This is a genomic window from Pseudomonas sp. m6p (assembly GCF_055760375.1).
In genome coordinates this window covers 5545497-5569903 of record NZ_CM147084.1, presented here as the reverse complement: position 1 = coordinate 5569903, position 24407 = coordinate 5545497, and the positions used below count along the sequence as shown (strand labels likewise).

The window sequence follows — 24407 nt, the reverse complement described above, 5'->3', positions numbered from 1 at the left end:
CAAAAATATCATCCCCAAATACTAATGTAAATTCAAAGCCCGGCCGCCAATGGCACGGATGCAGAGCCTCCGCACCCTTGACGGCCCTGATCAGAATTTTTTGGGGTCTAATGGTTGCCAAAAAGAAGCAGGTTGTGCGCGCCTGCCGCCGCAATCAGCAGCGCCCGTTTGGCGGCCATCTGTCCTTGCACTTCGTTGAGGTCGGGATAAGGTTTCGCCGCGTGGATCAGCCCGTCCGAGACATATGGCTCGACCGGCGTATGCCCGTTGAAATGCGCCACGGCTTCCAGCAGATGATCCACCGCAAACACTTTCAGGCCCGAAGCCAGACAGGCCTCCTCGGCATTCGCCCGCGGCACCACCAGGGCCCGCCCGGCCTTGCGCGCCGCCAGCGCCGCTGGCAACACCCCGCGCACCGGCCGCACCGCGCCGGACAGCGCCAGTTCACCGAGGCATTCCACCTCATCCAGCGTGAGACACGGCACCTGCACACTTGCCGACAGAATCCCCAAGGCAATCGCCAGATCAAACCGCCCGCCGTCCTTGGGCAAATCCGCCGGCGCCAGATTCAGGGTGATCCGCCGCGCCGGAAACTGCAGCCCGGAATTGATAATCGCGCTGCGCACCCGATCCTTGCTCTCCTTCACCGCCGCCTCGGGCAGGCCGACCATGGTCAGCGACGGCAGGCCGTTGGCCAGATGGACTTCGACGGTAACGGCAGGTGCATCCACGCCTATCTGGGCGCGACTGTGGACGATGGACAGGGACATGGTCGTTCCTTGAGCTGAATCGGGGGCCGCTTCCTGCGGGTTTTTGAAGGGTAGTCGGGGAAAGGGGAGCTGGCGGGCGCGAACTTTCACTGGATGTTGCGGGAGGAGGTCAACCAGTTTCGAGGCGAAAAAAAACCGCCTTGAGTAGACGGTTTTCAGTTTGCAGGCATCGGTGAGGCCAAGGCCTGCGTATCCTTTGCGGACACACTCACGTGCGCTCAGGTTATGCATGTTTGCTCATTGGCGCAAGTATCAGATGGACTTGAAAGGGGGGGCAACGGTCCTGTTACTGGCGCATCCTAACGACTTGATACAAGTTGTTTAAGTCGCTTTCTAAGGTCTGTCATAAAGTCCGCAATGACGATGCCCACTCATGAGGTATTCGCGAAGTGTGGCCGGGGGCGCAAAGACTTCATGTTCCTCGACACGGTGTGAGACCCGTGCCGGTGTTGTATTCGGGGAACCCACACCCGGTCGCCTTGGCGGACACACTCACGTGTAGTCCCGAAGGTGTTCGTACGCCGGAAAGTGCATCGGAGGTTTGGCCCCACGCAAGGAGGGCCAAAGTATGTCTAAGTTTCTTAAACATATGTGGCGCCTCGTCAGAATCGCGTTATGGGATTTTCGCCTGTACGAGTTTCTGCGAGACCGTTGGAATAATTCGTTGTAGAGGATTGATCTGACGGAAACCGCTCCTGCCTCGGCGGGGGCGGTTTAATGTCTACTCGCAAACTTGAAGGCGTCTCGGCCCAGGGGCTGCAGTCTTACTCGGCCGGCGGCGTCAGCCTGGCTTCCAGTTCTGCGACTTTGGCTTCAAGGCTTTCAAGGCGGGCGCGAGTTCGAGCCAGTACGAGCATCTGGCTATCGAATTCTTCACGGCTCACCAGATCCAGTTTGCTGAAAGCACTTTGCAGCAGCATCTTGAGCTGGCTTTCGATTTCGGCTTTTGGCAGCGGGGTGTCGCCGCTGAACAGGCGGGAGGCAGTGCCGCTCAGGGCGTCGAGGAAGTCTTTGGGCGCGAGCATGGAATGTGTCCTGTAAACAGTGGCGCGCAGTGTATCACGCAGTGTCTATAGTCATTGACGCAGGCACGGATGCACGCTTTTCGCGCAGGCGGACGGACGGCAGCGCACCGTTGTTGTGCGTAACCGTCGGGGCTTTTTTGCGCGGGCGCCTGTGGCAGCGGCCAAGGGCTTGAAATCAGAGGAATTTGGCGAGATGGCAAGCTTTCTGCTTAGTCGGTAGTGACCCATGCACTGATGCAGTCGCTGTGACGAATGCAGTGCGGCAGGCGGAGCGGGGAGTTTCGCCGGCAGCGGTTAGCTGGCGTCAGTCGGGCAGGCAAGGCCGACGATGCGTTACAAAGCCAGGCACTGCGCTTAGACTTGAGTCGGGTTTGTTTTCCTGGGGCAAGTCCACCAATTCGGGAGAGAGTTTCATGAAGCTAGTCACTGCCATCATCAAGCCGTTCAAGTTGGACGACGTGCGCGAGTCGCTGTCCGAAATCGGCGTGCAGGGCATTACCGTTACTGAAGTTAAAGGCTTCGGCCGGCAGAAGGGTCACACCGAGCTGTATCGCGGCGCGGAATATGTGGTCGATTTTCTGCCCAAGGTGAAAATCGACGTGGCCATCGACGACAAGGATCTGGATCGGGTTATCGAGGCGATAACCAAGGCGGCCAACACCGGCAAGATCGGTGACGGCAAGATCTTCGTGGTCAATCTGGAACAGGCGATCCGCATCCGTACCGGCGAAACCGATACCGACGCGATCTAAACGCCGCCACAAACCCAACGCCCCAGGAGAAAACAATATGACTCTGCGTAAATTCGCAGGGCTAGGCGCCCTGTTGTCCATCGTAATGCCCGGCCTGGCCATGGCGGCAGATCCGGTGGCGCCTCCAGTCCTCAATTCCGGCGATACCGCCTGGATGCTGACCTCCACAGCCCTCGTGCTGTTCATGACCATTCCCGGCCTCGCGCTGTTCTACGGCGGCATGGTTCGCTCCAAAAACATTCTTTCGGTGATGATGCAGTGCTTCGCCATTACCGGTCTGATCAGCGTCCTGTGGGTCATTTATGGCTACAGCATCGCGTTTGACACTACCGGTATGGAGCAAGGCGTCGTCAACTTCAATTCCTTCGTCGGCGGCATGGGCAAGGCCTTTCTGGCCGGTGTCACTCCGGCGAGCCTGACCGGCCCGGCGGCGCTGTTCCCTGAGGCGGTGTTTGTCACCTTCCAGATGACCTTCGCGATCATCACCCCGGCGCTGATCGTCGGTGCGTTCGCCGAGCGGATGAAATTCTCGGCGATGCTGATTTTCATGGGCGTGTGGTTCACCCTCGTCTATGCACCGATTGCACACATGGTCTGGTCCGGTAACGGCGGCCTGTTGTGGGACTGGGGCGTACTCGACTTCGCGGGCGGCACCGTGGTGCACATCAACGCGGGTATCGCCGGCCTGGTAGCGTGCCTGGTACTGGGCAAGCGCAAAGGTTTCCCGACCACCCCGATGGCGCCGCACAACCTCGGTTACACACTGATGGGTGCAGCGATGCTGTGGGTCGGCTGGTTCGGTTTCAACGCCGGTTCCGCCGCTGCTGCCAACGGTACTGCCGGTATGGCGATGCTGGTCACTCAGATTGCAACCGCAGCTGCCGCACTGGGCTGGATGTTTGCCGAGTGGATCACCCACGGCAAGCCAAGTGCACTGGGCATCGCCTCGGGTGTGGTTGCCGGTTTGGTTGCAATCACTCCGGCGGCTGGCACCGTGGGCCCGATGGGCGCACTGGTGATTGGTCTGGCGGCGGGTGTGGTGTGTTTCTTCTGCGCCACCACCCTGAAACGCAAGCTTGGTTATGACGACTCCCTGGACGCATTCGGCGTGCACGGTATCGGCGGTATCCTCGGTGCGATCCTGACCGGTGTATTCGCTGCACCGTCGCTGGGCGGCTTCGGCACCGTGACCGACATCGCGGCGCAAGTGTGGATTCAGTGCAAAGGCGTCGGCTTCACAGTGATCTACACCGCGATTGTCACCTTCATCATCCTCAAGGTGCTGGACGCCGTGATGGGGCTGCGGGTGACCGAGGAAGAAGAATCGGTTGGCCTGGACCTGGCACAACACAACGAACGCGGCTACAACCTGTAAGTACGCGCATCGAAAAAACTTGCCCGGCTTGCCGGGCATTTTTTTGTCCGGGATTTGTCATTGAGAGAGCAGCTGAAAGGATTTTTCGTACGGCTTTCGTCGTGTTTACGATGGGCATTTTTCTGCGGCCAATGGCTTACATCATTGCAGGAATATTAGGGCCTTTGTTTTTTCCCAGAGCGCGCTAGAATGCGCCCCGAACGTGCGGAGAACTGTATGTGGCAACAGACTCTGATAACCCTGCGGGCACGGCCCCGGGGCTTTCATCTGGTAACGGACGAGTTACTCGCCGGCCTGCCTGAACTCAAGGCGTGCCGGGTCGGTCTGTTGCATTTGTGGCTGCAGCATACCTCGGCGTCGTTGACCATCAACGAGAACGCCGATCCGGCGGTCCGTCGCGACTTCGAACGATTTTTCAATCGTCTGATCCCACAAGGAACAGACGGCTATGAGCATAACGACGAAGGCCTGGACGACCTCCCGGCGCACTTCAAGGCCAGCGTGCTTGGCTGCCAGATCAGTCTGCCGGTATCGGCTGGGCGTCTGGCTCTGGGAACCTGGCAAGGCGTTTATCTGGGCGAGCACCGTGATCATGGCGGTGCCCGTAAAGTCCTCGCCACCTTGCACGGTGACGGGGCGTAAACCGCTGGTCACCAGCGGTTACCGATTTTTTTCCGGCGACTTTCGACAGTCGCCAAAGCTGGTCTATAACTAATCTGCTTTTCGCAAGTCATGAGGTAGAACATGAGCGACGATGATCTGGAAAACGACGACCTCGAAGTAGGCGACGAAGACGAGGCCGAGGACGGTCTGGAAGCAGCAGCGGAAGACGTTGCTGAAGACGATGGCGGTGACGATACGCCGGCCCCGGCTGCCAAGGGCAAAGCCAAGGCTGCGGTGTCGGTAGACGAGTTGCCGAGCATCGAAGCCAAGAACAAGGAGCGCGACGCCCTGGCCAAGGCCATGGAAGAATTCCTTGCGCGCGGCGGCAAGGTGCAGGAAGTGGAGGCCAACGTGGTCGCCGATCCGCCCAAGAAGCCGGACAACAAGTACGGCAGCCGCCCTATCTGAGGCGTGCCACTTGCTTGCTGAAAAAGCCCGCCGTCGCTGCGGGCTTTTTCATGCCTCGAACAAATACTCCAGACGCGCCGCGATCCCTTGCAGGGGTGAGCCTTGTGGCGAGGGGATTTATCCCCGATGGGTCGCGAAGCGGCCCCTAATGCAGCACGCCCCACAGTCCTGACACACCGTGCAAGATGACTTCACGGCTGCTGCGCAACCGATCGGGGATAAATCCCCTCACCACAAAAAAGTGGTTGTGTGTCAGCAGGCGGTGGCATTCCAGCGGGCGAGCACTGCTGGCAGATCCGTGAGGTTACGGATTTCAGCATCCGGCTGACGCTCCGCTTCCCAGACCTTGCCCGCCGGGTTGAACCAGATCGCGCGCATGCCCGCCTGCTGCGCCCCGGCAATGTCGTCGCCCGGATGATCGCCAATGTGCACGGCCGCTTCCGCACTCACACCACCACGCTGCAACGCCTCGTGAAACAGCCGCGCATCCGGCTTGGCAATACCGATGTCTTCGGCGCACAACGCAAACTTGAAGTAATCGGCGAGCCCGAGGCGGCGCACGTCAGCGTTGCCATTAGTGACCACGCCGAGGGCGTAGTGGTTGGCGAGGATTTCCAGGGTGGGTTCGACCTCGGGAAATACCGTGATCTGGTGCCGTGCCTGCAGGAACACTTCAAAACTTTTGTCGGCCAGATCCGAAGCTTCGCCGTGGGCGTACCCGGCGTCTTCCAGTGCGTGGAACAGCACCCGCCGGCGCAGCGCGCTGATGCGGTGCTTGAGGCCCGGTTCGCGGGTCAGCACCCGTTCGCGAATCGCCCACAGATGCTCCACCGGCACCGCGCCCAGGTTCGGTGCGTGTTCGCTCAGCCATTCGCGCAATACCGCTTCGGCGCTGACGATCACCGGCGCGGTGTCCCACAAAGTGTCGTCGAGGTCGAAGGTGATCAACTGGATGTTCATGAATCGTCGCCTTTGCTGCGTTTGGCCCGTGGGTGGGCGCTGTCGTAGACCGCCGCCAGGTGCTGGAAGTCCAGGTGGGTGTAGATCTGCGTGGTCTTGATGTCCGAGTGGCCGAGCAGTTCCTGCACCGCGCGCAAATCCTGCGAGGACTCCAGCAAGTGGCTGGCGAAAGAGTGCCGCAGCATGTGCGGGTGCAGGTTCTGCCCCAGTTCGCGTTCGCCGGCCAGTTTCACTCGTACCTGAATCGCCCGTGGACCGAGGCGCCGGCCTTGCTGGCTGACGAACACGGCGTCGTCGGCCGGGTTGGTCATGGCCCGCAGCGGCAGCCACTGCTCCAGTGCTTCGCGAGCCTTTTTGCCGACCGGCAGCAGGCGGGTCTTGCTGCCCTTGCCGAGCACCTGAACCATGCCGTCGGCCAGATCCAGCTGATCGAGGTTGAGCCCGGTCAGCTCGGACAGGCGAAGGCCCGAGGAATAGAAGAGTTCGAGAATCGCCTGATCGCGCCGCGCCAGAAAATCATCCTCGACGGCACCTTCCAGCAGTTGCAAAGCACGGTCGGTGTCGAGTGTTTTCGGCAGGCGCCGTTCGCCTTTCGGCGGCGCCAGGCCGGTCGCCGGGTCGTGGTCGCACAGACCTTCGCGATTGAGGTAGTGATAGAGGCCGCGCACTGCCGAGAGCAGACGGGCAAGGCTGCGCGAGGATTGTCCCTGAGCATGCAGCCGGGCAATCAGGCTGCGCAGACGCTGAATATCCAGCGCCGCCCAGCTGCCGATGTTCTGCTTGAGGCACCAGCCGAGGACTTTATCGAGGTCGCGGCGGTAGGCCGACAGGGTGTGCGGCGACACCTGTCGCTCACTGCGCAGGTGTTCGCAGTAAGCGTCCAGTTGTCGTTCCATGCTCAGCGTACCGAGCGCAGTGAGCTGTTGACCCGTGGCAGCACGCGGCCCATGACTTCGGCGATGTAGCTGAGAAACAGCGTGCCGACCGAGCTTTTGTAGTGCTGCGGATCACGGCTGGCGATCGCCAGAATGCCGTGGATGCCTTGATGGCTGACGGCAACCACGGCGGTGGAGCCGATCTGCTTGCGCTGTTCTTCGCCGAACAGGAAGTCCAGCTCATGCTCACGCAGGCTGCCGCTGACGCTTTTGCCTTCGGTGAGCAGGCCGCCGATGGCGGTTTGCGCGTCGGCGTGGGTCACCCAGCGGCCAACCGGTGCCGGATTGTCGCCGAGCAGGATCAGGCTGACAAAGGGCACCTGGAAATCCTGACGCAGACTGTCTTCGACACTGATCACCACGTCTTCGAGGCTGGCGGCGTCCATCAGCGACAGGATCAGGCGGCGGGTCTTGTCGAACAGTCGGTCGTTGTCGCGTGCGACGTCCATCAAATGCGAGAGGCGATGACGCATCTCGATGTTGCGGTCGCGCAAAATGCTCATCTGCCGTTCGACCAGCGATACGGTGTCACCGCGCTGGTGGGGAATGCGCAGGGCGGGCAGCAGTTCTTCGTGCTCGACGAAGAAGTCCGGATGAGCCTCCAGGTATGCGGCAACCGCTGCCGCCTCCAGGCTCTCGGACGCTGATTCGTCGGACTGTCGGGCGGGTACCTGAGGCTTATCGGTCATGGCTTCTGCTCACTCAAAGACGCACTTGTCCTTCGTATACACGCACTGCCGGGCCGGTCATCAGCACCGGATGGCCGGGGCCTGCCCATTCAATGGACAGACGCCCGCCGGGCAGGTCGATCAACAGCGGCGAATCCATCCACCCCTGGCTGATAGCCGCGACAGCCGCGGCGCAAGCGCCGGTGCCGCAGGCTTGGGTCTCCCCGGCGCCGCGTTCCCAGACGCGCAATTGCGCGCGGTGGCGGTCGATGACCTGGATGAAACCGACGTTGACCCGCGCCGGAAAGCGCGGATGGTGTTCGATTTTCGGTCCCAGTTCATGCACCGGTGCGGTATTGATGTCCTGCACGCGCAGCACCGCATGGGGGTTACCCATCGACACGGCGGCCAGTTCGACCGTGGTGCCGTCGACTTCCAGCTGATAGCTGGACGCCTGCGCCGGTGCGTCGAACGGAATGTCCGCCGGGACCAGGCGTGGTGCGCCCATGTTCACGCCGATCTGGCCGTCGTTACGCACGTCCAGCTCGATGATGCCGCCCTTGGTCTCGACGCGAATCTGCCGTTTGGCGGTCAGGCGTTTGTCGAGCACGAAGCGCGCGAAGCAGCGCGCACCGTTGCCGCACTGTTCCACTTCCGAGCCATCGGAGTTGAAGATCCGGTAACGGAAATCCACGTCCGGGTTGCTCGGCGCTTCGACAATCAGCAACTGGTCGAAACCGATACCGGTGTGCCGGTCGCCCCATTGCTTGGCGTGCTTGGGCTGAATATGCGCGTGCTGGCTGACCAGGTCGAGAACCATGAAGTCATTGCCCAGGCCGTGCATTTTGGTAAAACGCAGCAGCATGGGTTACTCCGGCAGCAGGCTTTCGCCGGCAAACAGCTCAGCCACGGTTTCGCGGCGGCGCACTTCAAAAACCTGATCACCGTCTACCAGCACTTCAGCGGCACGGCCGCGGGTGTTGTAGTTGGAACTCATCACGAAGCCATAGGCACCGGCCGAATGCACGGCCAGCAGGTCACCTTCTTCCAGCGCCAGCTCACGATCCTTGGCGAGGAAATCGCCGGTTTCGCAGATCGGGCCAACCACGTCGTACTGGCGCGCGGCGCTGTCACGCGGCTTGACGGCGGTGACGTCCATCCAGGCCTGATACAGCGCCGGGCGGATCAGATCGTTCATCGCCGCGTCGACGATGGCGAAATCCTTGTGTTCGGTGTGCTTGAGGTATTCGACCTGGGTCAGCAGCACGCCGGCGTTGGCGACGATAAAGCGGCCCGGCTCGAACACCAGTGCCAGGTCACGACCGTTCAGACGCTCACGCACAGCCTTGATGTAATCGCCGGCCAGTGGCGGCTCTTCATCGCGATAACGCACGCCCAGGCCACCGCCGAGATCGATGTGGCGCAGATGAATGCCGCAATCGCCGAGGCGGTCGACCAGGTCCAGCAGACGGTCGAGAGCGTCGAGGAACGGCGGCAAGGTGGTCAGTTGCGAGCCGATGTGGCAATCGACACCGATCACTTCCAGGTTCGGCAGATGTGCGGCACGCACGTACACGTCTTCGGCGTCGGCAATGGCGATGCCGAACTTGTTCTCTTTGAGACCGGTGGAAATGTACGGATGGGTGCCGGCATCGACGTCCGGGTTGACGCGCAACGAGATCGGCGCGCGAACGCCCAGCTCGGCGGCCACCACTTGCAGGCGCTCCAGTTCGTCGGTGGATTCGACGTTGAAGCAGTGCACGCCGACTTCCAGCGCGCGACGCATGTCGTCACGGGTCTTGCCGACACCGGAGAAGACGATCTTGTCGGCGCTGCCGCCAGCGGCCAGCACACGCTCCAGTTCGCCACGGGAAACGATGTCGAAACCGGCGCCGAGACGGGCCAGGACATTCAGCACGCCGAGGTTGGAGTTAGCCTTTACGGCGTAGCAGACCAGGTGCGGCATGCCCGCCAAGGCATCGGCGTAGGCCAGATACTGGGCTTCGATGTGCGCACGCGAGTAGACATAGGTGGGCGTGCCGAAGCGGTCGGCGATGGCGGACAGCGCCACACCTTCCGCGAACAGCTCCCCGCCACGGTAGTTAAAAGCGTCCATGGCGATCCCTTATTGGTAAACGTCGTGCTTGTGTGCTTTGGACGGCTGCTTTTGCGAAGACTGGGCTTGCTCGGCCGGGTCCTGATCGTCATCCGGCAGGTACAGCGGGCCTTTTTGACCACAGGCCGAAACGAGGCAGGCAACCGCGACGAGCGCAGCAAGGGAAGAGATCAGGCGCTTCATGGCGAAATCCTTGAAAATGCGTTAATTGCGCCGGAGTATACCGGCCACCCGGCAGCTTGCCTATGCGAGGGGGTTCCCGTCCGGCGGGGCTCTCTGGATACACCTGGAGCCTTGTGGGAGCGAGCCTGCTCGCGAAGAGGCCGGCACATCCGATATGTTTGCTGGCTGACACACCGCTTTCGTCGGATCGCCGCCCGGAGCCGGCTCGCTCCCATAGGCGCCAGTGCTGGATGGGAAACGGTGCTTGGTCGTTAATCTTTGCAATCGGCCGGCAGCGCCCGTATCTTGCGGCGCTTGAGCCTGACCCGACATTTTTTGAGGTTGCCACAATGAGTTTGTCCGAAGCGCGTTTCCACGATCTGGTCGATGCCACCCAGCAGGCGTTGGAAGAGTTGCTGGAGGATCATGCCGACGATATCGAGATCACGGCCGGCATGATGACCATCAAGTTCGACAACGGCAGCCAGCTGATCATCAGCCGCCAGGAGCCGCTGCGTCAGCTGTGGCTGGCGGCGCGTTCCGGTGGTTTCCATTTCGACTACGACGAAGAGTCGGGCAAATGGAGCTGCGAGAAGTCTGAAGAACTGCTCGGTGAAGTCCTGGCTCGTTGCGTTCAGGACCAGACCGGCCTTGAGCTGGATTTCGAAGAGATCTGATCGTGACCGAGGTTGCCCCGCGCCCACCCAAGCCGCTCTACAGCAACGTCAGCCCAGCGGTGCCGTCACCGTGCACTGGCGTTTGCCGGCTGGATGAGCAGAAGGTTTGCCTTGGCTGCTTCCGCCATGTCGAGGATATTCGCGAATGGCGCTCGGCCGATGATGAGCGGCGGCGGGTGATCGTCAGCCAAGCCCGACAACGCCGAATTCAGGCCTGACTCGATCCTGTAGCGAGGGGATTTATCCCCGATGGGTTGCGCAGCGGCCCCAGCCTTTTGAGACTGCTGCGCAGTCTATCGGGGATAAATCCCCTCACCACAAAGTTTCCTCAGGGCTGAGTGGGGCTGTCGGGTGGGTGGCTTGTATATTTTTTGAGCTGTGATAGTGTCCGAACACGCCTCAACCCATCGAGGCCTGGTGAAAACCCCGTCTTTTTTGGCGGGGTTTTGCTTTTTTTGTGTGCAGAAGAAAGGAGTCTGCCCGAATCATGACCGCACCTTCCATCACCCTTACCCGTCTGGACGTACAACGTCTGGAGCGCCTGATCGACAACCTGAACGAGAAAGACCAGGCTGCGCCGGGCGTGATCGCGCTGCAAACCGAACTGGACCGCGCCGATACACTGGTCGGCCACGATGAAGTGCCCGCTGATGTCGTGACGATGAATTCCCGCGTGCACTGCCGCGAAGAAGGCAGCGGCAAGGATTATCACCTGACGCTGGTCTACCCCAAGGATGCCAACGCCGACGAAGGCAAGATCTCGATCCTCGCGCCGGTCGGCAGCGCGCTGCTGGGCCTGAAGGTCGGTCAGCACATCGACTGGCCCGCGCCGGGTGGCAAGACCCTGAAACTGACCTTGCTGGAAGTCGAGTCACAACCAGCCAACGGCGGTGATTTCCGCGAGTGACCCCGCCTCAGATCTGTTCGAGCGCCTCGTTCAGGGCGCGCTCCAGGTCGGCCTTGTAGCGCAAATACAGATTGCTTGAACTCTGCCCGTCACCAAGCAGGCCCGAGAGGTCCAGGTCGGTGATGTAGCAGCGATAGCGCTCGGTCTCGCGGCGCTGTTCGACGATCTCCCGGGCGACCACGCGAAACAGCTGGTCGCCATGTTCGAGCTCGCTGAATTCTCGTTGATTGCAATACAGGGTGACCTGCACTTCGCCCGGTGCGGCTTTGCCAATGATTGCCTGCACATCGTAGAACGGTTTGTTCACCGGGGTTTGCGGCGCCGGCCGTGCTTCGACCCGGCGCGCGCGCCCCGGGCCTGAAGGCAATAACTGGTAATACAAGGTTTCGAGGCTGATCGCCGGGTTGCCGTCCATCGGCAACAGTGCTTCTCGCCGGTACTGAATCGATTGCAGGAAGCGTTGCAGCGGCACCAGCAGGCTCTGTTCGTCGTGGTACGGCAGATGCTGTTGCCACAGCGCGTTGAACTCATCCAGCACGTACAACTCGGCCTGTTGTTCGGTAATCCGGTAGAACACCTGAATCGCCTCCGGCTGACCCATGGGCAGAATCAGCGCGAGGTCATGATCCTCCAGAGCCATCGGATCCAGGTGCAGCGGGCTGTAGCGCGGCTGTTCTTCGCCCAGATAATCCAGCAGCGCCGGCAAGGTGGCGAGCGCGACATGATTGACCTGGCCCGGCACCAGTTCCAGCACGTGATAGTGCTGTTGCACCTGAATCAGGTAGCGATGATTGAGTTCGCTGAGCAGCAGGGTCTGCGCGGTGTCGATGACTTCTTCGACGCGCCGGGCAATGAACTGTGCGCGGTTGTGGCAGAAGCAGCGCACTTTCAATGACGGCTGCTGCGGGCCGCGCGGCAGGTTGTTGAGGTAGTCGCGCAGGCAATCGAGCAATGCGTGGGGACCGTCGAAGCGGTTGACCAGCACTTCATTCCAGCTGTTGAGCGTGACTTGATCGAGGGTCAATACAAGGTTTTCGCGCACCCCGGCGTAACTCAACGAATCGGTGCGCTCGGTGGTCATCAGGATATTCAGGTCGCGATGATGCTTGAGCGGGTCGACACCGACGTTGACCAGTATCAGCACCTCGCTCGGCATCGCGGCGCGCAGCAGCGGCTCTTCTGCAACGGTTGGCAGGGGCAGGGCGATGCACTGCTGCAGGCTGCCGAGCAAGTTGAACAACTCGAACTCGCTCATGTCGCTGGTGCCGGGATGAAGGGCCAGGCGCGTGCTGCTGTCGATCACGCCGTTGCGATGGCACCAGGTCAGCAGCTCGAGCAACTCGCGGCTGCGCTTGATCGGCGCAAAGTGCTCCCATTCCAAAGCGTTCAGACTGCCGTTGTACAAGCCCCACTGGGTTTGCCCGGGTTCTTTCTTGTTCGGCGACTGCACCAGGGTCAGGGTGTCTTCGGCCAGGTCCGGGGCGATGCCGGGATTGATGAATTCGACCTTGTCGGCCTTGCGCTCGAACGCCGCGTACAGGCGGCGCCCGAGCACGTTGAGATCGCGCTTGTTGATCAGGCTGACGGTCTGTTCGCTGCGGGCGAACTGGGTCAGGAAGCGGTAGCTGTAATTCAGCTCATTGACCAGGGCGCGGCGTTCAGCGCTGACCTGGCGGACTTTCCACTGGCTGCGGCTGTCGAGCAAGGCCAGTTGGCGCTGATCCCAATGCCATTCGTGCGCCAGGCGTTCCAGCAGCGAGCGCTGCCAGCTCTGGGTGCGGCTGCTGCCAGTGAGCTTGCGGTTGACCTTGAGGTACAACGCGCGTCGTACCAGCTCCAGCCGCTCCGGCTCGTTGCGGGCGGTCAGGTACTCTTCGATGCGTCGGTACACGACCATGTACGGATCCAGCTCATCCAGATCCAGTTGATTGGCAAACACGGCCTGCTTGTAACGCAGACTCAGGCACTGCACTTTTGGGTGTTCGCTGGCGTAGACCTCGGTCAGCAACAACTTGAGTACCGATTTGTAGGGCGACTCAATGCCCTTGAACAGTTGCCACAGGCCGGCGCCGATGAACTCGCCCGGCGGAATCCTCGCCAAATGTCCGAGATCCAGCGTCTCGTCGGCGCGAATGAAGCGCTTGGACAGCAGGGTGTGGGTGTACAGGTCGTACGCACTTTCTTCGTAGACCGGCACCAGCCACCAGATCGGCGTGCGTCCGCCCAGCCAGATCGCGGTGCGATAAAACTCGTCCAGCAGCAGATAGTGCTGAGTGCTGCCGCAATTTTCGGAGCTGAGTTGGCTGTCGCGTTCGCCTGTGACGAAACGCACCGGGTCGATCAGGAAGAAGTGCGCCTCGGCGCCCTGGGTCGCGGCCCAGGCTTCGAGCAGCTGGCATTTTTTGCGTAGCTCGGCGATCTCGCTTTCGCCCAGATCCGGCGCATGGCAGACCCACACGTCCATGTCGCTCTGATCGGCCTGGGCCAGGGTGCCGAGGCTGCCCATCAGGAACAGCCCGTGAAGTGGCCGTGGCGGGTTGCTGCCGTGGCGTGGTTTGTAGGAGAACGAGCGAGTCAGGCGTTGTGCTTCGGCGAGGGCGGTAGCGTCCGGTTCATAGTTGGACAGCCCGGCTGGCGTGCTGCCGGAAACATAGCCTGGCAGCAGCGGATGATTGACGTGGAAGAACAGCGGCAGCAGGGTCAGCACGCCTTGCTGGCGGGTCGACAGACCTTCGAGTGCCCGGCCAAGGCGACCTTCATTGAGCTTGAGAAAACGCGCGCGCAGCTGGCTGAGTACCTTGCGGTCGATGCCTTCGTCCAGATCGGGGCGGATTTCATGGGTGCGCGTCATGTCAGCTCAAACCGGCTCGTGGGCTCGGACGAAGAGGGTCTCGGAATGGGAGGCAGTTTAGCCTTTGCACGGCGGGACTTTTAAGCTGAATTTGTTTTTTGACGCCAGATTTTTAGCGCAAGGGCGGGGCAGGCCCGCGGAAATCCCGTGGCAGGAGTTCCCGTGGGCAAAAGAAGGGGGAATCAGGCGGTTTCCTGCTCTCTCAGAATGGTCAGCACGGTTTGCACATTTTGCGCGGCATCGCGACCCAGGCTGGTCAGATACCCGCCATCGGGCTGGTCGGTGAGTTCTTTTTCGAAGAGGCGTTTGGCGGCGGCAATGTGTTTCGGGGCAGCGGTCTGATGAATTTTCAAACCTTCCTGGGAACTGTCCAGGTTGAAGAGTGCGAGGACTTCCAGTTCGGCAACCAACTCAGGGGTAAGCGACATAAGGACTCCAGACTTTCTAGGAATTGGACGACAGCGTCCCTAAGGTGAACCCGCTTTTGCGGCGTGTCCAGTGCTCAGATCAGGGATTTTGTCTTGAGGCGGATTCCAGTGTAGTCGGGGTCGGAGAGATGGCTGGATGGATGGGTGACAAATTGTGTGGGAGCGAGCAGGCTCGCTCCCACGAGGGGAAGTGTTTTGCTTACTGCTTTTCCGGCGGCAACTCGGGCAGCGCACGCAGTGCGGTTTCATACCACTCGGTATCGAACGCACGGTCTTCGTCGAGCATCGCGTCAATCTCATAGGCCAGCACGTGCGCCATCAGGTTGAGTATCTCTTCGCGCTCGACACCCACCAGGGTCAGCTTGTTGAAGGTCGCCTTGGCGGCTGGCGGGTTGTCGCTTTCGATCTGGTTCTCGATGGCTTCGATCAACGTCGCCTCGGTGAACTCTTCTTCGTCGTTGTCGATGTCTGTCGGCTCGCTCATGGCAGGCTCCTCAAGGAAAGGCGCCAGTTTACCCGCATTCAGCGGCGTGATGCTGCTGGCAGGATCGTGACGGGCGATCTATAAACAGTGCCTGCCCACCCCGCACGGCCTGGAGGCTATGTGATGTTCAAGCTCTATGGATTCGCTGTCAGCAACTACTACAACATGGTCAAACTGGCGCTGCTGGAAAAAGGCCTGGCGTTCGAAGAAGTCACCTTCTACCCGACGCAGACCCCGGAGTCGCTGGCGATCAGCCCGCGCGGCAAAGTACCGGTACTCGGTGTCGATGCCGGATTTATTAACGAAACCGCGATCATCCTCGAATACCTTGAGCAGACCCAGAAAGGTACGCCGTTGCTGCCGAGCGATCCATTCGAGCGAGCGCAGGTGTTGGCGATTGCCAAGGAAATCGAGCTGTACATCGAGCTGCCGGGGCGCGCCTGTTATGGCGAGGCGTTCTTCGGCGCGACGGTGCCGGACGCGATCAAGGAGAAAACCAAAGCCGAGCTGTTGCTGGGTTTTGCGGCACTGGGCCGACACGGCAAGTTCGCGCCGTACGTGGCGGGCGACAGCCTGAGCATTGCGGATCTGTACTTTCTGTACAGCGTGCCGCTGGCCTGTGCGGTCGGGCAGAAGCTGTTCGGGATCGATTGGCTGGCGGAGATGCCGAAAGCCAAGGCGCTGCTGGAGCAGCTTGAGCAGAATCCGCATGTGCAGAAGATTGCTGCCGACAAAGAGGCGGCGATGCCGACGTTTTTGGCGATGATCGCTGCCAAGAAGTGAGTATTGCGGCGTTTGTAAATAGGTAATCGCTGGCAAGCCAGCTCCCACAGGTCTTTGGGTCGAACACAAAATTGTGTTCCAAAAAAGAACCCTGTGGGAGCGGGCTTGCCCGCGATGCTTTTAGCGGCTTGCGATCAACGCCTGACCGCGAACCACCGCTGCCTTGACCTGCGCAGGCGCTGTCCCGCCGATATGGTCACGGGCATTCACCGAGCCTTCCAGCGTCAGTACGGCAAACACGTCCTGCTCGATCTGGTCGCTGAACTGGCGCAATTCTTCCAGGCTCATCTCGGCCAGATCCTTGCCGGTATCCACGCCGTATTTCACCGCGTGGCCGACGATTTCGTGGCAATCACGGAACGGCAGGCCACGGCGTACCAGGTAGTCCGCCAGGTCGGTGGCGGTGGAGAAACCGCGCAGGGCCGCTTCACGCATGATCGCGTGTTTCGGCTTGATCGCCGGGATCATGTCGGCAAAGGCGCGCAGCGAATCGCGCAGGGTGTCGGCGGCGTCGAACAGCGGTTCCTTGTCTTCCTGATTGTCCTTGTTGTAGGCCAATGGCTGGCCTTTCATCAGGGTCAGCAGGCCCATCAGCGCGCCGAATACCCGGCCGGTCTTGCCGCGTACCAGCTCCGGCACGTCCGGGTTTTTCTTTTGCGGCATGATCGAACTGCCGGTGCAGAAGCGGTCCGGCAGATCGATGAACTGAAATTGCGCGCTGGTCCACAGCACCAGCTCTTCGGAGAAGCGCGACAGGTGCATCATCGCGATGCTCGCGGCGGAGCAGAATTCGATGGCGAAGTCGCGATCGGAAACGTTGTCCAGCGAGTTGCCGCCCACGGCGTCGAAGCCCAGCAGTTGCGCGGTGTATTCGCGGTCGATCGGGTAGGTGGTGCCGGCCAGCGCAGCGCTGCCCAGCGGCATGCGGTTGGTGCGCTTGCGGCAGTCGACCAGACGCTCGTAGTCGCGGCTGAGCATTTCGAACCAGGCCAGCATGTGGTGGCCGAAGGTCACCGGTTGTGCGGTCTGCAGGTGAGTGAAGCCGGGCATGATGCTCGCCGCTTCACGGTCGGCCTGCTCCAGCAGGCCTTTTTGCAGGCGAGTGATTTCGGCCAGGATCAGGTCGATTTCGTCACGCAGCCACAGGCGGATGTCGGTGGCGACCTGGTCGTTACGGCTGCGCCCGGTGTGCAGTTTCTTGCCGGTGATGCCGATGCGGTCAGTCAGGCGCGCTTCGATGTTCATGTGCACGTCTTCGAGGTCGACGCGCCAGTCGAACTGGCCGGCCTCGATTTCGCCCTGGATGGTCTGCAGGCCATCGATGATGCTGTCGCGCTCGGCATCCGTCAGCACGCCGACCTTGGCCAGCATGGTGGCGTGGGCGATCGAGCCCATGATGTCGTGGCGATACAGGCGCTGGTCGAAAGTGACGGAGGCGGTGAAGCGGGCGACGAAGGCGTCGACGGGTTCACTGAAGCGGCCGCCCCAGGACTGATTGGTCTTGTCAGTGCTCATGAATTCGCTCGTATCGGCTTGGAGAAAGAAGGCGTGAAACGCTGGCGCGGATAATAACAGGGTTGCCAATCCTGTCGCTGACACTGGTCGATACGTTTTTTTCTCATCCGCTCGTTCATAGTCGGCGCTGTCTGCAGGGGATTTGCGCAAGGATATTTTTCGATTGAGCAATATCGGCCCGGCAAGCGTCTACAGTTGGACATAAGGGTCGGCGCGACTGCAGATCGCGCTAAGGTCTGGACGCCGACTATAAGAAGAGGGGGTGGGTGGATTTGTCCTTTGGCATACCCCGTGAAAAACGCAGAAAACAGCGGGCTTTGAGCAGTACGACCCGGACACTGGCAAATATTGCTGGCCGACGTACGGCACTTTTTGGCGCTCGGGCTAGTCTTAGCGTGGATCGCGGTGACGGACGTCACTTCACCTGTCTACGCTATCCTTGTGCGAGACTCACGCAGGAATCCAGCGCAATATGAATGTCCTGATCGTTGATGACGAACCACTGGCTCGCGAGCGCCTCAGCCGAATGGTGAGCGAGCTCGAGGGTTATACAGTTCTGGAGCCCAGCGCCACGAATGGCGAAGAGGCGTTGGCGCTGATCGACAGCCACAAGCCGGATATCGTGCTGCTCGATATCCGCATGCCGGGCCTCGATGGCCTGCAAGTGGCTGCCCGTCTGTGCGAGCGTGAAACGCCGCCGGCCGTGGTGTTTTGCACCAGCCCCGATGAATTTGCCGTGGAAGCCCTGCAGGCCAGCGCCGTGGGCTATGTGGTGAAACCCGTGCGAACCGAACATCTGCATGACGCCCTGAAGCGGGCTGAACGTCCCAACCGGGCGCAACTTTCGGCCCTGACTCGGCCTGCCGCCGAAAGCGGCAACGGCCCGCGCAGTCATATCAGCGCCCGAACCCGAAAAGGCATCGAACTGATCCCGCTGGATCAGGTGGTCTATTTCATTGCTGATCACAAGTACGTGACCCTGCGCCATGAAAGTGGCGAGGTGTTGCTGGACGAGCCGCTCAAGGCCCTCGAAGACGAATTCGGCGAGCGTTTCGTGCGCATCCACCGTAACGCGCTGGTGGCCCGCGACCGTATCGAGCGTCTGCAACGCACGCCGCTTGGGCATTTCCAGCTGTTCCTCAAAGGCCTCAATGGTGATGCGCTGATCGTCAGCCGGCGGCATGTGGCCGGTGTGCGCAAGATGATGCAGGGCCTCTGACCCGGCCTTCGCGCGCGGTTGCACGTTCTTCTGCCGGGCATTGCAGGCCAGGGAGGCCACGCCGTTTCTGATTCAAGTCAAAGTGGATTTGGCTGAGCTGTTATTATCCGTCGTATCTATTCAGTACGGATTGATCCATGTCCTCTCGCGAAATCCGCATCGCCACCCGTAAAAGTGCGCTGGCCCTCTGGCAGGCCGAATACGTCAAAGCCCGTCTTGAGGAGGCCCATCCGGGTCTGCTGGTGACGCTGGTGCCCATGGTCAGTCGCGGCGACAAGCTGCTCGACTCACCGCTGTCGAAAATCGGCGGCAAGGGTCTGTTCGTCAAGGAACTGGAAACCGCGCTGCTGGAAAACGAAGCCGACATCGCCGTGCATTCGATGAAAGACGTGCCGATGGACTTCCCCGAAGGCCTGGGACTGTTCTGCATCTGCGAACGTGAAGATCCGCGTGATGCTTTCGTTTCCAATACCTATCAAAGCCTGGATGCGCTGCCTGCCGGCGCCATCGTCGGCACCTCCAGCCTGCGTCGTCAGGCGCAACTGTTGACCCGTCGCCCGGATCTGGAAATCCGCTTCCTGCGCGGCAACGTCAACACCCGTCTGGCCAAGCTCGATGCCGGCGAGTACGACGCGATCATTCTCGCGGCAGCCGGCCTGATTCGTCTCGGTTTCGAAGACCGCATCACCTCGGCGATCAGTATCGACGACAGTCTGCCGGCCGGTGGCCAGGGCGCGGTCGGCATCGAATGTCGTAGCGCCGATACGCAAATCCACGCCTTGCTCGCACCGCTGCACCATGCCGACACCGCTTCGCGCGTGACCGCTGAACGTGCTCTGAACAAACATCTGAATGGCGGCTGCCAAGTGCCGATCGCCTGCTACGCCGTGCTTGAAGGTGAGCAATTGTGGCTGCGTGGTCTGGTGGGCGAGCCGAGCGGCGGCAAGCTGCTCAGCGCCGAGGCCCGTGCGTCGCGCGCCGATGCCGAAGCACTGGGTGTGAAGGTCGCTGAAGACCTGCTCAGTCAGGGGGCCGACGACATTCTCAAAGCGGTGTATGGCGAGGCAGGTCACGAGTGACTGCCTGGCGCCTGCTGCTGACGCGTCCTGCGGATGACTGTGCGGTGCTGGCCGGGGTGTTGGCCGCAGAAGGTTTTTTCAGCAGTTGTCTGCCGCTTCTGGACATCGTGCCGCTGCCGGTTTCTGACAAGATACGTCGAGCACTGGCGCAACTGTCGGGCTGCAGCGCGATCATCGTGGTCAGCAAACCGGCGGCGCGGATTGCGCTTGATCTGCTGGACGCTCATGGGCCTGGGTCGTTGTCGATGCCGTGGTTCAGCGTCGGCGCGGCGACCGCGCAGATTCTTCGCGATCACGGTCTCGACGTACACTTTCCCGCCGACGGCGATGACAGCGAAGCCCTGCTGCAATTGCCGCGTCTGCGCGAAGCGGTCAGCGGGGCCGACGCGCAGGTGCTGATCCTGCGCGGGGAGGGCGGTCGCGAGCTGCTCGCCGAGCGCCTGCGTGCGCTAGGTGCTAGTGTCGAGTATCTGGAGTTATACAGGCGTGACCTGCCAGCCTATGCCCCGGATGAACTGCCCCGACGGATCGAAGCGGAACGCTTGAACGGGCTGGTGGTCAGCAGTGGACAGGGTTTCGAGCACCTGTGCCAACTGGCCGGCGCTGCCTGGCCGGCGATTGCGCAGTTGCCGTTGTTTGTGCCAAGCCCAAGGGTCGCCGAGCTGGCACGTGCCGCCGGGGCCCAAACAGTTGTGGATTGCCGTGGCGCGAGTGCTGCGGCTTTGCTGACGGCGTTACGGGAGCATCCCGTGCCCGTTCTCTAATGCAAAGGATGGATACGTGAGCGAAACAGCCTTGCCTAAAGATGATGTCCAGCCTGTGATCGATGCCCAGGTTGAAACGCCACCGCCGGCCCAAGCGCCGCGCCGAGGCAACGGCCTGGCCATTGTCGCCCTGTTGCTCGGCGCTGCCGGCGTGGCGATTGGTGGCTGGGGTGTCTGGCAGGTGCGTCACCTGCAGACCAACACTGCGCAGCAGTCTGGCCAGGTGCAAGCGTTGAACGATCAGGCGCAGAGCCTCAAACTCAACGAACAGCGCCTGACCGAGCGCCTCGCGCAACTGCCCGGTGCCGATGAACTCGCCGAGCGCCAGCGTCTGGTGACGCAACTGCAGGGTGATCAGCAGCGCCTCAACCAGCGTCTGGAAACCGTCCTCGGTGCCAGCCGCAAGGACTGGCGTCTGGCCGAGGCCGAGCATCTGCTGCGACTGGCCAGCCTGCGCCTTTCGGCCTTGCAGGACATCAGCAGCGCTCAGGCGCTGGTGCAGGGCGCTGACGAAATTCTCCGTGAGCAGAACGATCCGGGATCGTTCGCCGCCCGCGAGCAAGTGGCGAAAACCCTCGTCGCGCTGCGCAGCACCGAACAGCCGGATCGCACCGGCCTGTTCCTGCGCATTGGTGCCTTGCGTGACCAGGTCATCGAACTGACCGAACTGGCCCCGGAGTACAAGGATCGTGGCGAGTCACTGCTGGGCCTGACCGCTGACGGCGATGGCGCCAGCCGCTGGGCGCAGTGGTGGGATCAGGTGTCGCGCTACATCCGCATCGATTTCAATGCCGACAAGAACGTGAAGCCACTGCTGGCCGGGCAAAGCCTGAGCCAGGTGCGTCTGGCCCTGAGCCTGGCGCTGGAGCAGGCGCAATGGGCGGCGCTCAATGGCCAGGCGCCCGTCTACACCCAGGCGCTGACCGAAGCGCGGGACGTGCTCAAGGGCAATTTCAACCCGGACAATCCGCAGAGCAAAACCATGCTCGAACAGGTTGCCGAGCTGAGCCAGCAACCGGTCACCGTCAAGACGCCGGATCTGACCGGCACGTTGAGCGCGGTGCAGGCTTATCTGGGGCGGCGTAACGTCAACGCTGAAGAATCGGTCAAACCGTTCGCCAAACCTGCCGCCAACACCGCGCAGGAGACCACGCCATGAAACGCCTGTATGTGATCGTGTTTCTGGTGATCGCCGCGACGGCGGCGCTGGGCCTGGCGATTGCCGAGCACTCCGGGTACGTGCTGATCGCCTACAAGAGCTTCCGTTATGAATCCAGTCTGTGGGCGACGCTGGCACTGATTGCGGTGTTGTGGCTGCTGATCTGGGGCATCAAGGCCCTGGTCGAGCTGGTCATGGCCTCCAGTGGTGTGGTCAACCCGTGGTCGCGACGTAATCGCAGCCGGCGAGTGCAGGTGGCCATCGAACACGGTCAGCTGGATCTGGCCGAAGGTCGCTGGGCCAGCGCGCAACGTCACCTGTCTCGCGCCGCCGAGGCCGAGCGCCAGCCGCTGTTGTATTACCTCGGCGCGGCACGCGCGGCCAACGAGCAAGGCAAGTACAAGGAGTGCGATCAGTTGCTTGAGCGTGCGCTGGAGCGCCAGCCGCAGGCCGAACTGGCGATTGCCTTGAGTCATGCGCAATTGCAGACCGATCGCGGTGATACCGACGGCGCCCTGGTGACCCTGCAAGCGATGCACGAGCGGCATCCGCATAACGTGCAGACCTTGCGGCAGTTGCAGCGTCTGCATCAGCAGCGCGGCGACTGGTCGGCGGTGGTTCGCCTGTTGCCGGAACTGCGCAAGGACAAGGCTCTGCCGCCAGCCGAACTGGCTGAACTGGAACGGCGAGCCTGGGGTAACAACCTGTCGCTGGCGGCGCATCGTGACGAGGACGGCAAGGTTGGTCTGCAGTCACTCACCCGTGCCTGGGAGCAATTGACGTCCGCGCAGCGTCAGGAACCGGCGCTGGTGCTGGCATACGCCGAGCAACTGCGTCAGCTGGGCGCACAGGTTGAAGCGGAAGAAGTCCTGCGCAGCGCCCTCAAGCGCAAGTACGACAGCCATCTTGCTCGGCTGTATGGCCTGGTCCGCGGCAGTGATCCGGCGCGTCAGTTGCAGACCGCCGAAGGCTGGCTCAAAGAGCATCCGGCGGATCCGAGCCTGTTGCTGACCCTCGGTCGTCTCTGTCTGCAAACCAGCTTGTGGGGCAAGGCACGGGATTACCTGGAAAGCAGTCTGCGGCTGCAGCGCAATCCGGAAGCCTGTGCAGAGCTGGCGCGTCTGCTTGCGCAACTGGGTGACACCGAGCGCAGTAACCAGTTGTTCCAGGAAGGTCTCGGATTGCTGGACGAGCGCCTGCTGGCTGCGCCGTTGCCAGTGCCGGTTCACGCCTGATTTCGCGAGGGAGCATGCTCCCTCGTGAACGTTCAGTGAGCGAATAATTACCACCGGCGGGCGTCTTGGGCGAAGTCCTACAGGGGACTACGCCTATTCCTCTCGCGTCTGTCGGGTTTTCCCTACACTTCTGGTGAACTGTCGCCAGAGCTCCGCCTTGAAAGGCTGACAAGCTTTCCTCTACCGTAACTGCCTGTCTCTATTGCTACGGAAAAGCCATGTCGTTGGCCTGTTCACGCTCCTTGTTATTCACGGCTTTCACTGCAGGGGCTATGGCCCTGGGAGCTTCCTATTATCTCGAGTATGCGGTCGGGCTGACGCCCTGCAGCCTGTGCCTGGCGCAACGGTTCTTCATGGCGTTGCTGACGTTCTGTTGCGGGGTGGCGGCGGTCCATGGCCCACGGCGTGTCGGCCTGTCGCTGTACTGGGGCGCCGCGCTTGGCCTGAGCCTGGGCGGGACGACGGCGGCCTGGCGACAGGTGTTGCTGCAGAGTGACCCGCTGATGCAGATGACCCGCTGCGCGCCTGATTCCGAAGCGTTGTTCAGCAACCTGCCATGGTTGTGTGCCACGGTGCGGATGCTCAGAGGCGGTGGAGATTGCGCAGAAATTTCCTGGACACTGTTCGATTTGAGTATCCCCGAGTGGAGCCTGCTGTTCTTTGTGGCAATGTTCATCCTGTCTGTGTACCAATTGCTGCGGCTGGTCTGGAGCGCTCTGCAGCGCTCCCCCAGCGGCGAAGCGTCGCACCGCACGCTGGTCAGGGATTAAACACTTGTATGAACTTTATCTCCTGCGTACCTTGAAGCCACAGGCGTGCGGGCATAATCTGGCCCGCACGTGTCATTGGATTTATGTTGCTCGATGACGCTCTGCCCGGTTCGCCTCCAAGTGATAACAGCCAGAAGAGGGGCGCGGGTGTAGAGCAGCATGACCCACAAGGGAAGAGAGATCGCCATGCTCGAAAGTTGTCAGAATGCTCAGGAACGCTGGGGTGGAGTTCATCTGCTGATCGACCGCTGGTTGCAAGAGCGTGAAGATCTGATCGGTGCCTACGACAAGTTGGGCGACAAGCCACAGGCTCTGTCCGAGAACCGTAAACCCTTGCTGGAATTCTGCGGTGTGCTGGTCGATTACGTCTCGGCCGGGCACTTCGAAATCTACGAACAGCTGACCGGTGAAGCCAAGGCCTTCAACGACAAGCGCGGCCTCGAACTTGCCGAAACCCTTTACCCGCGTATCGACGTCATCACCGAAAAACTCCTCGCGTTCAACGACCTTTGCGATGCAGGCAAATGTGTCGCCGAGAAGTTCAAGGAACTGGGTGGCCTGCTGCACGAGCGCTTCGAGTTGGAAGACTGTCTGATTGAAGTGCTGCACACGGCACACAAGCAGGAAGATCCGGTTCAGGCCTGACAGGTTTCTCGCAGACATGAAAAAAACGCGGTGCGCCGAAAGCGCATCGCGTTTTTT

Annotated in this window: 26 protein-coding genes and 2 pseudogenes; 16 read left to right on the top strand and 12 right to left on the bottom strand. The window is 61.3% G+C overall.

Translation table 11 applies throughout. The features are described 5' to 3' along the window. Positions 1 to 116 precede the first annotated feature (116 nt). Positions 117 to 770: pseudogene (locus ACYZUM_RS25505) on the bottom strand (magnesium chelatase domain-containing protein); the annotation flags it as partial. A 764-nt stretch (positions 771 to 1534) separates the two neighbouring features. Beyond that, complete coding sequence (locus ACYZUM_RS25500; protein ID WP_108184181.1) at positions 1535 to 1795, bottom strand: accessory factor UbiK family protein; 261 nt, start codon at positions 1793 to 1795, stop codon at positions 1535 to 1537. Positions 1796 to 2208: 413 nt separating this feature from the next. Here ACYZUM_RS25500 and glnK point away from each other — a divergent pair, with 413 nt between their 5' ends. From glnK to sutA, 4 genes are all read left to right on the top strand, one after another. Further along, complete coding sequence (gene glnK, locus ACYZUM_RS25495; protein ID WP_002555808.1) at positions 2209 to 2547, top strand: P-II family nitrogen regulator; 339 nt, start codon at positions 2209 to 2211, stop codon at positions 2545 to 2547. A gap of 37 nt (positions 2548 to 2584) precedes the next feature. Then, on the top strand, positions 2585 to 3922 hold the full coding sequence (locus ACYZUM_RS25490; protein ID WP_041071980.1) for an ammonium transporter: 1338 nt from the start codon (positions 2585 to 2587) through the stop codon (positions 3920 to 3922). Positions 3923 to 4138: 216 nt separating this feature from the next. After that, positions 4139 to 4564 carry a secondary thiamine-phosphate synthase enzyme YjbQ gene (locus tag ACYZUM_RS25485; protein WP_086792400.1) on the top strand — a complete coding sequence of 142 codons (426 nt, stop codon included), beginning with the start codon at positions 4139 to 4141 and terminating at the stop codon, positions 4562 to 4564. A gap of 102 nt (positions 4565 to 4666) precedes the next feature. Continuing rightward, on the top strand, positions 4667 to 4993 hold the full coding sequence (gene sutA / locus ACYZUM_RS25480) for a transcriptional regulator SutA (protein WP_007951900.1): 327 nt from the start codon (positions 4667 to 4669) through the stop codon (positions 4991 to 4993). Between the two features lie 252 nt (positions 4994 to 5245). Here the strand turns inward: sutA and ACYZUM_RS25475 are convergent, their stop codons facing one another. From ACYZUM_RS25475 to lptM, 6 genes are read right to left on the bottom strand one after another with little or no spacing between them, the layout of a single operon-like run. Beyond that, complete coding sequence (locus ACYZUM_RS25475; RefSeq protein WP_108184180.1) at positions 5246 to 5953, bottom strand: HAD family hydrolase; 708 nt, start codon at positions 5951 to 5953, stop codon at positions 5246 to 5248. Further along, positions 5950 to 6849 (bottom strand): tyrosine recombinase XerC, encoded by a 900-nt coding sequence (xerC, locus tag ACYZUM_RS25470; protein ID WP_003229409.1) that lies wholly within the window; start codon positions 6847 to 6849, stop codon positions 5950 to 5952. The genes ACYZUM_RS25475 and xerC overlap by 4 nt, the downstream gene beginning before the upstream one ends. Before the next feature lie 2 nt (positions 6850 to 6851). Next, positions 6852 to 7577 carry a DUF484 family protein gene (locus ACYZUM_RS25465; RefSeq protein ID WP_108184179.1) on the bottom strand — a complete coding sequence of 242 codons (726 nt, stop codon included), beginning with the start codon at positions 7575 to 7577 and terminating at the stop codon, positions 6852 to 6854. Positions 7578 to 7590: 13 nt separating this feature from the next. Continuing rightward, positions 7591 to 8421, bottom strand: coding sequence for a diaminopimelate epimerase (gene dapF, locus ACYZUM_RS25460; protein WP_041071988.1), 831 nt, complete (start codon positions 8419 to 8421; stop codon positions 7591 to 7593). Positions 8422 to 8424: 3 nt separating this feature from the next. Next, positions 8425 to 9672 (bottom strand): diaminopimelate decarboxylase, encoded by a 1248-nt coding sequence (lysA, locus tag ACYZUM_RS25455; protein WP_086792394.1) that lies wholly within the window; start codon positions 9670 to 9672, stop codon positions 8425 to 8427. A 9-nt stretch (positions 9673 to 9681) separates the two neighbouring features. Next, on the bottom strand, positions 9682 to 9855 hold the full coding sequence (gene lptM / locus ACYZUM_RS25450; RefSeq protein ID WP_007911098.1) for an LPS translocon maturation chaperone LptM: 174 nt from the start codon (positions 9853 to 9855) through the stop codon (positions 9682 to 9684). A gap of 329 nt (positions 9856 to 10184) precedes the next feature. On the opposite strand from lptM, the gene cyaY reads away from it, so the two are divergent. From cyaY to rnk, 3 genes are all read left to right on the top strand, one after another. Next, positions 10185 to 10511: an iron donor protein CyaY gene (gene cyaY / locus ACYZUM_RS25445; protein WP_041071991.1), complete on the top strand. Its 327-nt coding sequence runs from the start codon at positions 10185 to 10187 to the stop codon at positions 10509 to 10511. A gap of 2 nt (positions 10512 to 10513) precedes the next feature. Then, positions 10514 to 10729, top strand: coding sequence for a DUF1289 domain-containing protein (locus tag ACYZUM_RS25440; protein WP_108184178.1), 216 nt, complete (start codon positions 10514 to 10516; stop codon positions 10727 to 10729). A gap of 269 nt (positions 10730 to 10998) precedes the next feature. Then, a complete protein-coding gene (gene rnk / locus ACYZUM_RS25435) occupies positions 10999 to 11418 on the top strand; it encodes a nucleoside diphosphate kinase regulator (RefSeq protein ID WP_041071993.1) in 420 nt (139 codons plus the stop codon). Between the two features lie 7 nt (positions 11419 to 11425). Here rnk and ACYZUM_RS25430 read toward each other — a convergent pair whose 3' ends face one another. From ACYZUM_RS25430 to ACYZUM_RS25420, 3 genes are all read right to left on the bottom strand, one after another. Then, positions 11426 to 14269: a class I adenylate cyclase gene (locus tag ACYZUM_RS25430; RefSeq protein WP_108184177.1), complete on the bottom strand. Its 2844-nt coding sequence runs from the start codon at positions 14267 to 14269 to the stop codon at positions 11426 to 11428. Positions 14270 to 14451: 182 nt separating this feature from the next. Next, on the bottom strand, positions 14452 to 14697 hold the full coding sequence (locus ACYZUM_RS25425; RefSeq protein ID WP_003229392.1) for a TIGR02647 family protein: 246 nt from the start codon (positions 14695 to 14697) through the stop codon (positions 14452 to 14454). Between the two features lie 199 nt (positions 14698 to 14896). Then, the gene (locus tag ACYZUM_RS25420; protein ID WP_007964529.1) at positions 14897 to 15181 is read right to left on the bottom strand and encodes a hypothetical protein; all 285 of its coding nucleotides are present in this window, start codon (positions 15179 to 15181) and stop codon (positions 14897 to 14899) included. A gap of 123 nt (positions 15182 to 15304) precedes the next feature. On the opposite strand from ACYZUM_RS25420, the gene ACYZUM_RS25415 reads away from it, so the two are divergent. Beyond that, positions 15305 to 15964, top strand: a complete 660-nt coding sequence (locus tag ACYZUM_RS25415) for a glutathione S-transferase family protein (protein WP_108184176.1) — start codon at positions 15305 to 15307, stop codon at positions 15962 to 15964. Positions 15965 to 16084: 120 nt separating this feature from the next. On the opposite strand, the gene argH is transcribed toward ACYZUM_RS25415, so the two are convergent. Beyond that, the gene (gene argH / locus ACYZUM_RS25410; protein WP_041072002.1) at positions 16085 to 17479 is read right to left on the bottom strand and encodes an argininosuccinate lyase; all 1395 of its coding nucleotides are present in this window, start codon (positions 17477 to 17479) and stop codon (positions 16085 to 16087) included. 335 nt (positions 17480 to 17814) lie between these two features. Here argH and ACYZUM_RS25405 point away from each other — a divergent pair. The 8 genes and pseudogenes from ACYZUM_RS25405 to ACYZUM_RS25370 form a co-directional block, all read left to right on the top strand. Beyond that, positions 17815 to 17955, top strand: a pseudogene (locus ACYZUM_RS25405) (sensor histidine kinase); the annotation flags it as partial. Further along, positions 17952 to 18698, top strand: coding sequence for a LytR/AlgR family response regulator transcription factor (locus ACYZUM_RS25400; RefSeq protein ID WP_041072003.1), 747 nt, complete (start codon positions 17952 to 17954; stop codon positions 18696 to 18698). The pseudogene ACYZUM_RS25405 and the gene ACYZUM_RS25400, both read left to right, overlap by 4 nt. Before the next feature lie 137 nt (positions 18699 to 18835). Further along, on the top strand, positions 18836 to 19777 hold the full coding sequence (gene hemC, locus ACYZUM_RS25395; protein WP_108184175.1) for a hydroxymethylbilane synthase: 942 nt from the start codon (positions 18836 to 18838) through the stop codon (positions 19775 to 19777). After that, entirely contained in the window at positions 19774 to 20541 is a 768-nt protein-coding gene (locus ACYZUM_RS25390) for a uroporphyrinogen-III synthase (RefSeq protein ID WP_108184174.1), read from the top strand. Before hemC ends, ACYZUM_RS25390 begins: the two co-directional genes overlap by 4 nt. A gap of 16 nt (positions 20542 to 20557) precedes the next feature. Beyond that, the gene (locus ACYZUM_RS25385) at positions 20558 to 21700 is read left to right on the top strand and encodes a uroporphyrinogen-III C-methyltransferase (RefSeq protein WP_108184173.1); all 1143 of its coding nucleotides are present in this window, start codon (positions 20558 to 20560) and stop codon (positions 21698 to 21700) included. Then, on the top strand, positions 21697 to 22935 hold the full coding sequence (locus ACYZUM_RS25380) for a heme biosynthesis protein HemY (RefSeq protein WP_108184172.1): 1239 nt from the start codon (positions 21697 to 21699) through the stop codon (positions 22933 to 22935). Before ACYZUM_RS25385 ends, ACYZUM_RS25380 begins: the two co-directional genes overlap by 4 nt. 218 nt (positions 22936 to 23153) lie before the next feature. Next, a complete protein-coding gene (locus ACYZUM_RS25375) occupies positions 23154 to 23705 on the top strand; it encodes a disulfide bond formation protein B (protein WP_108184171.1) in 552 nt (183 codons plus the stop codon). A 186-nt stretch (positions 23706 to 23891) separates the two neighbouring features. Continuing rightward, positions 23892 to 24350 carry an Rsd/AlgQ family anti-sigma factor gene (locus ACYZUM_RS25370; protein ID WP_041072012.1) on the top strand — a complete coding sequence of 153 codons (459 nt, stop codon included), beginning with the start codon at positions 23892 to 23894 and terminating at the stop codon, positions 24348 to 24350. Positions 24351 to 24407: the final 57 nt, after the last annotated feature.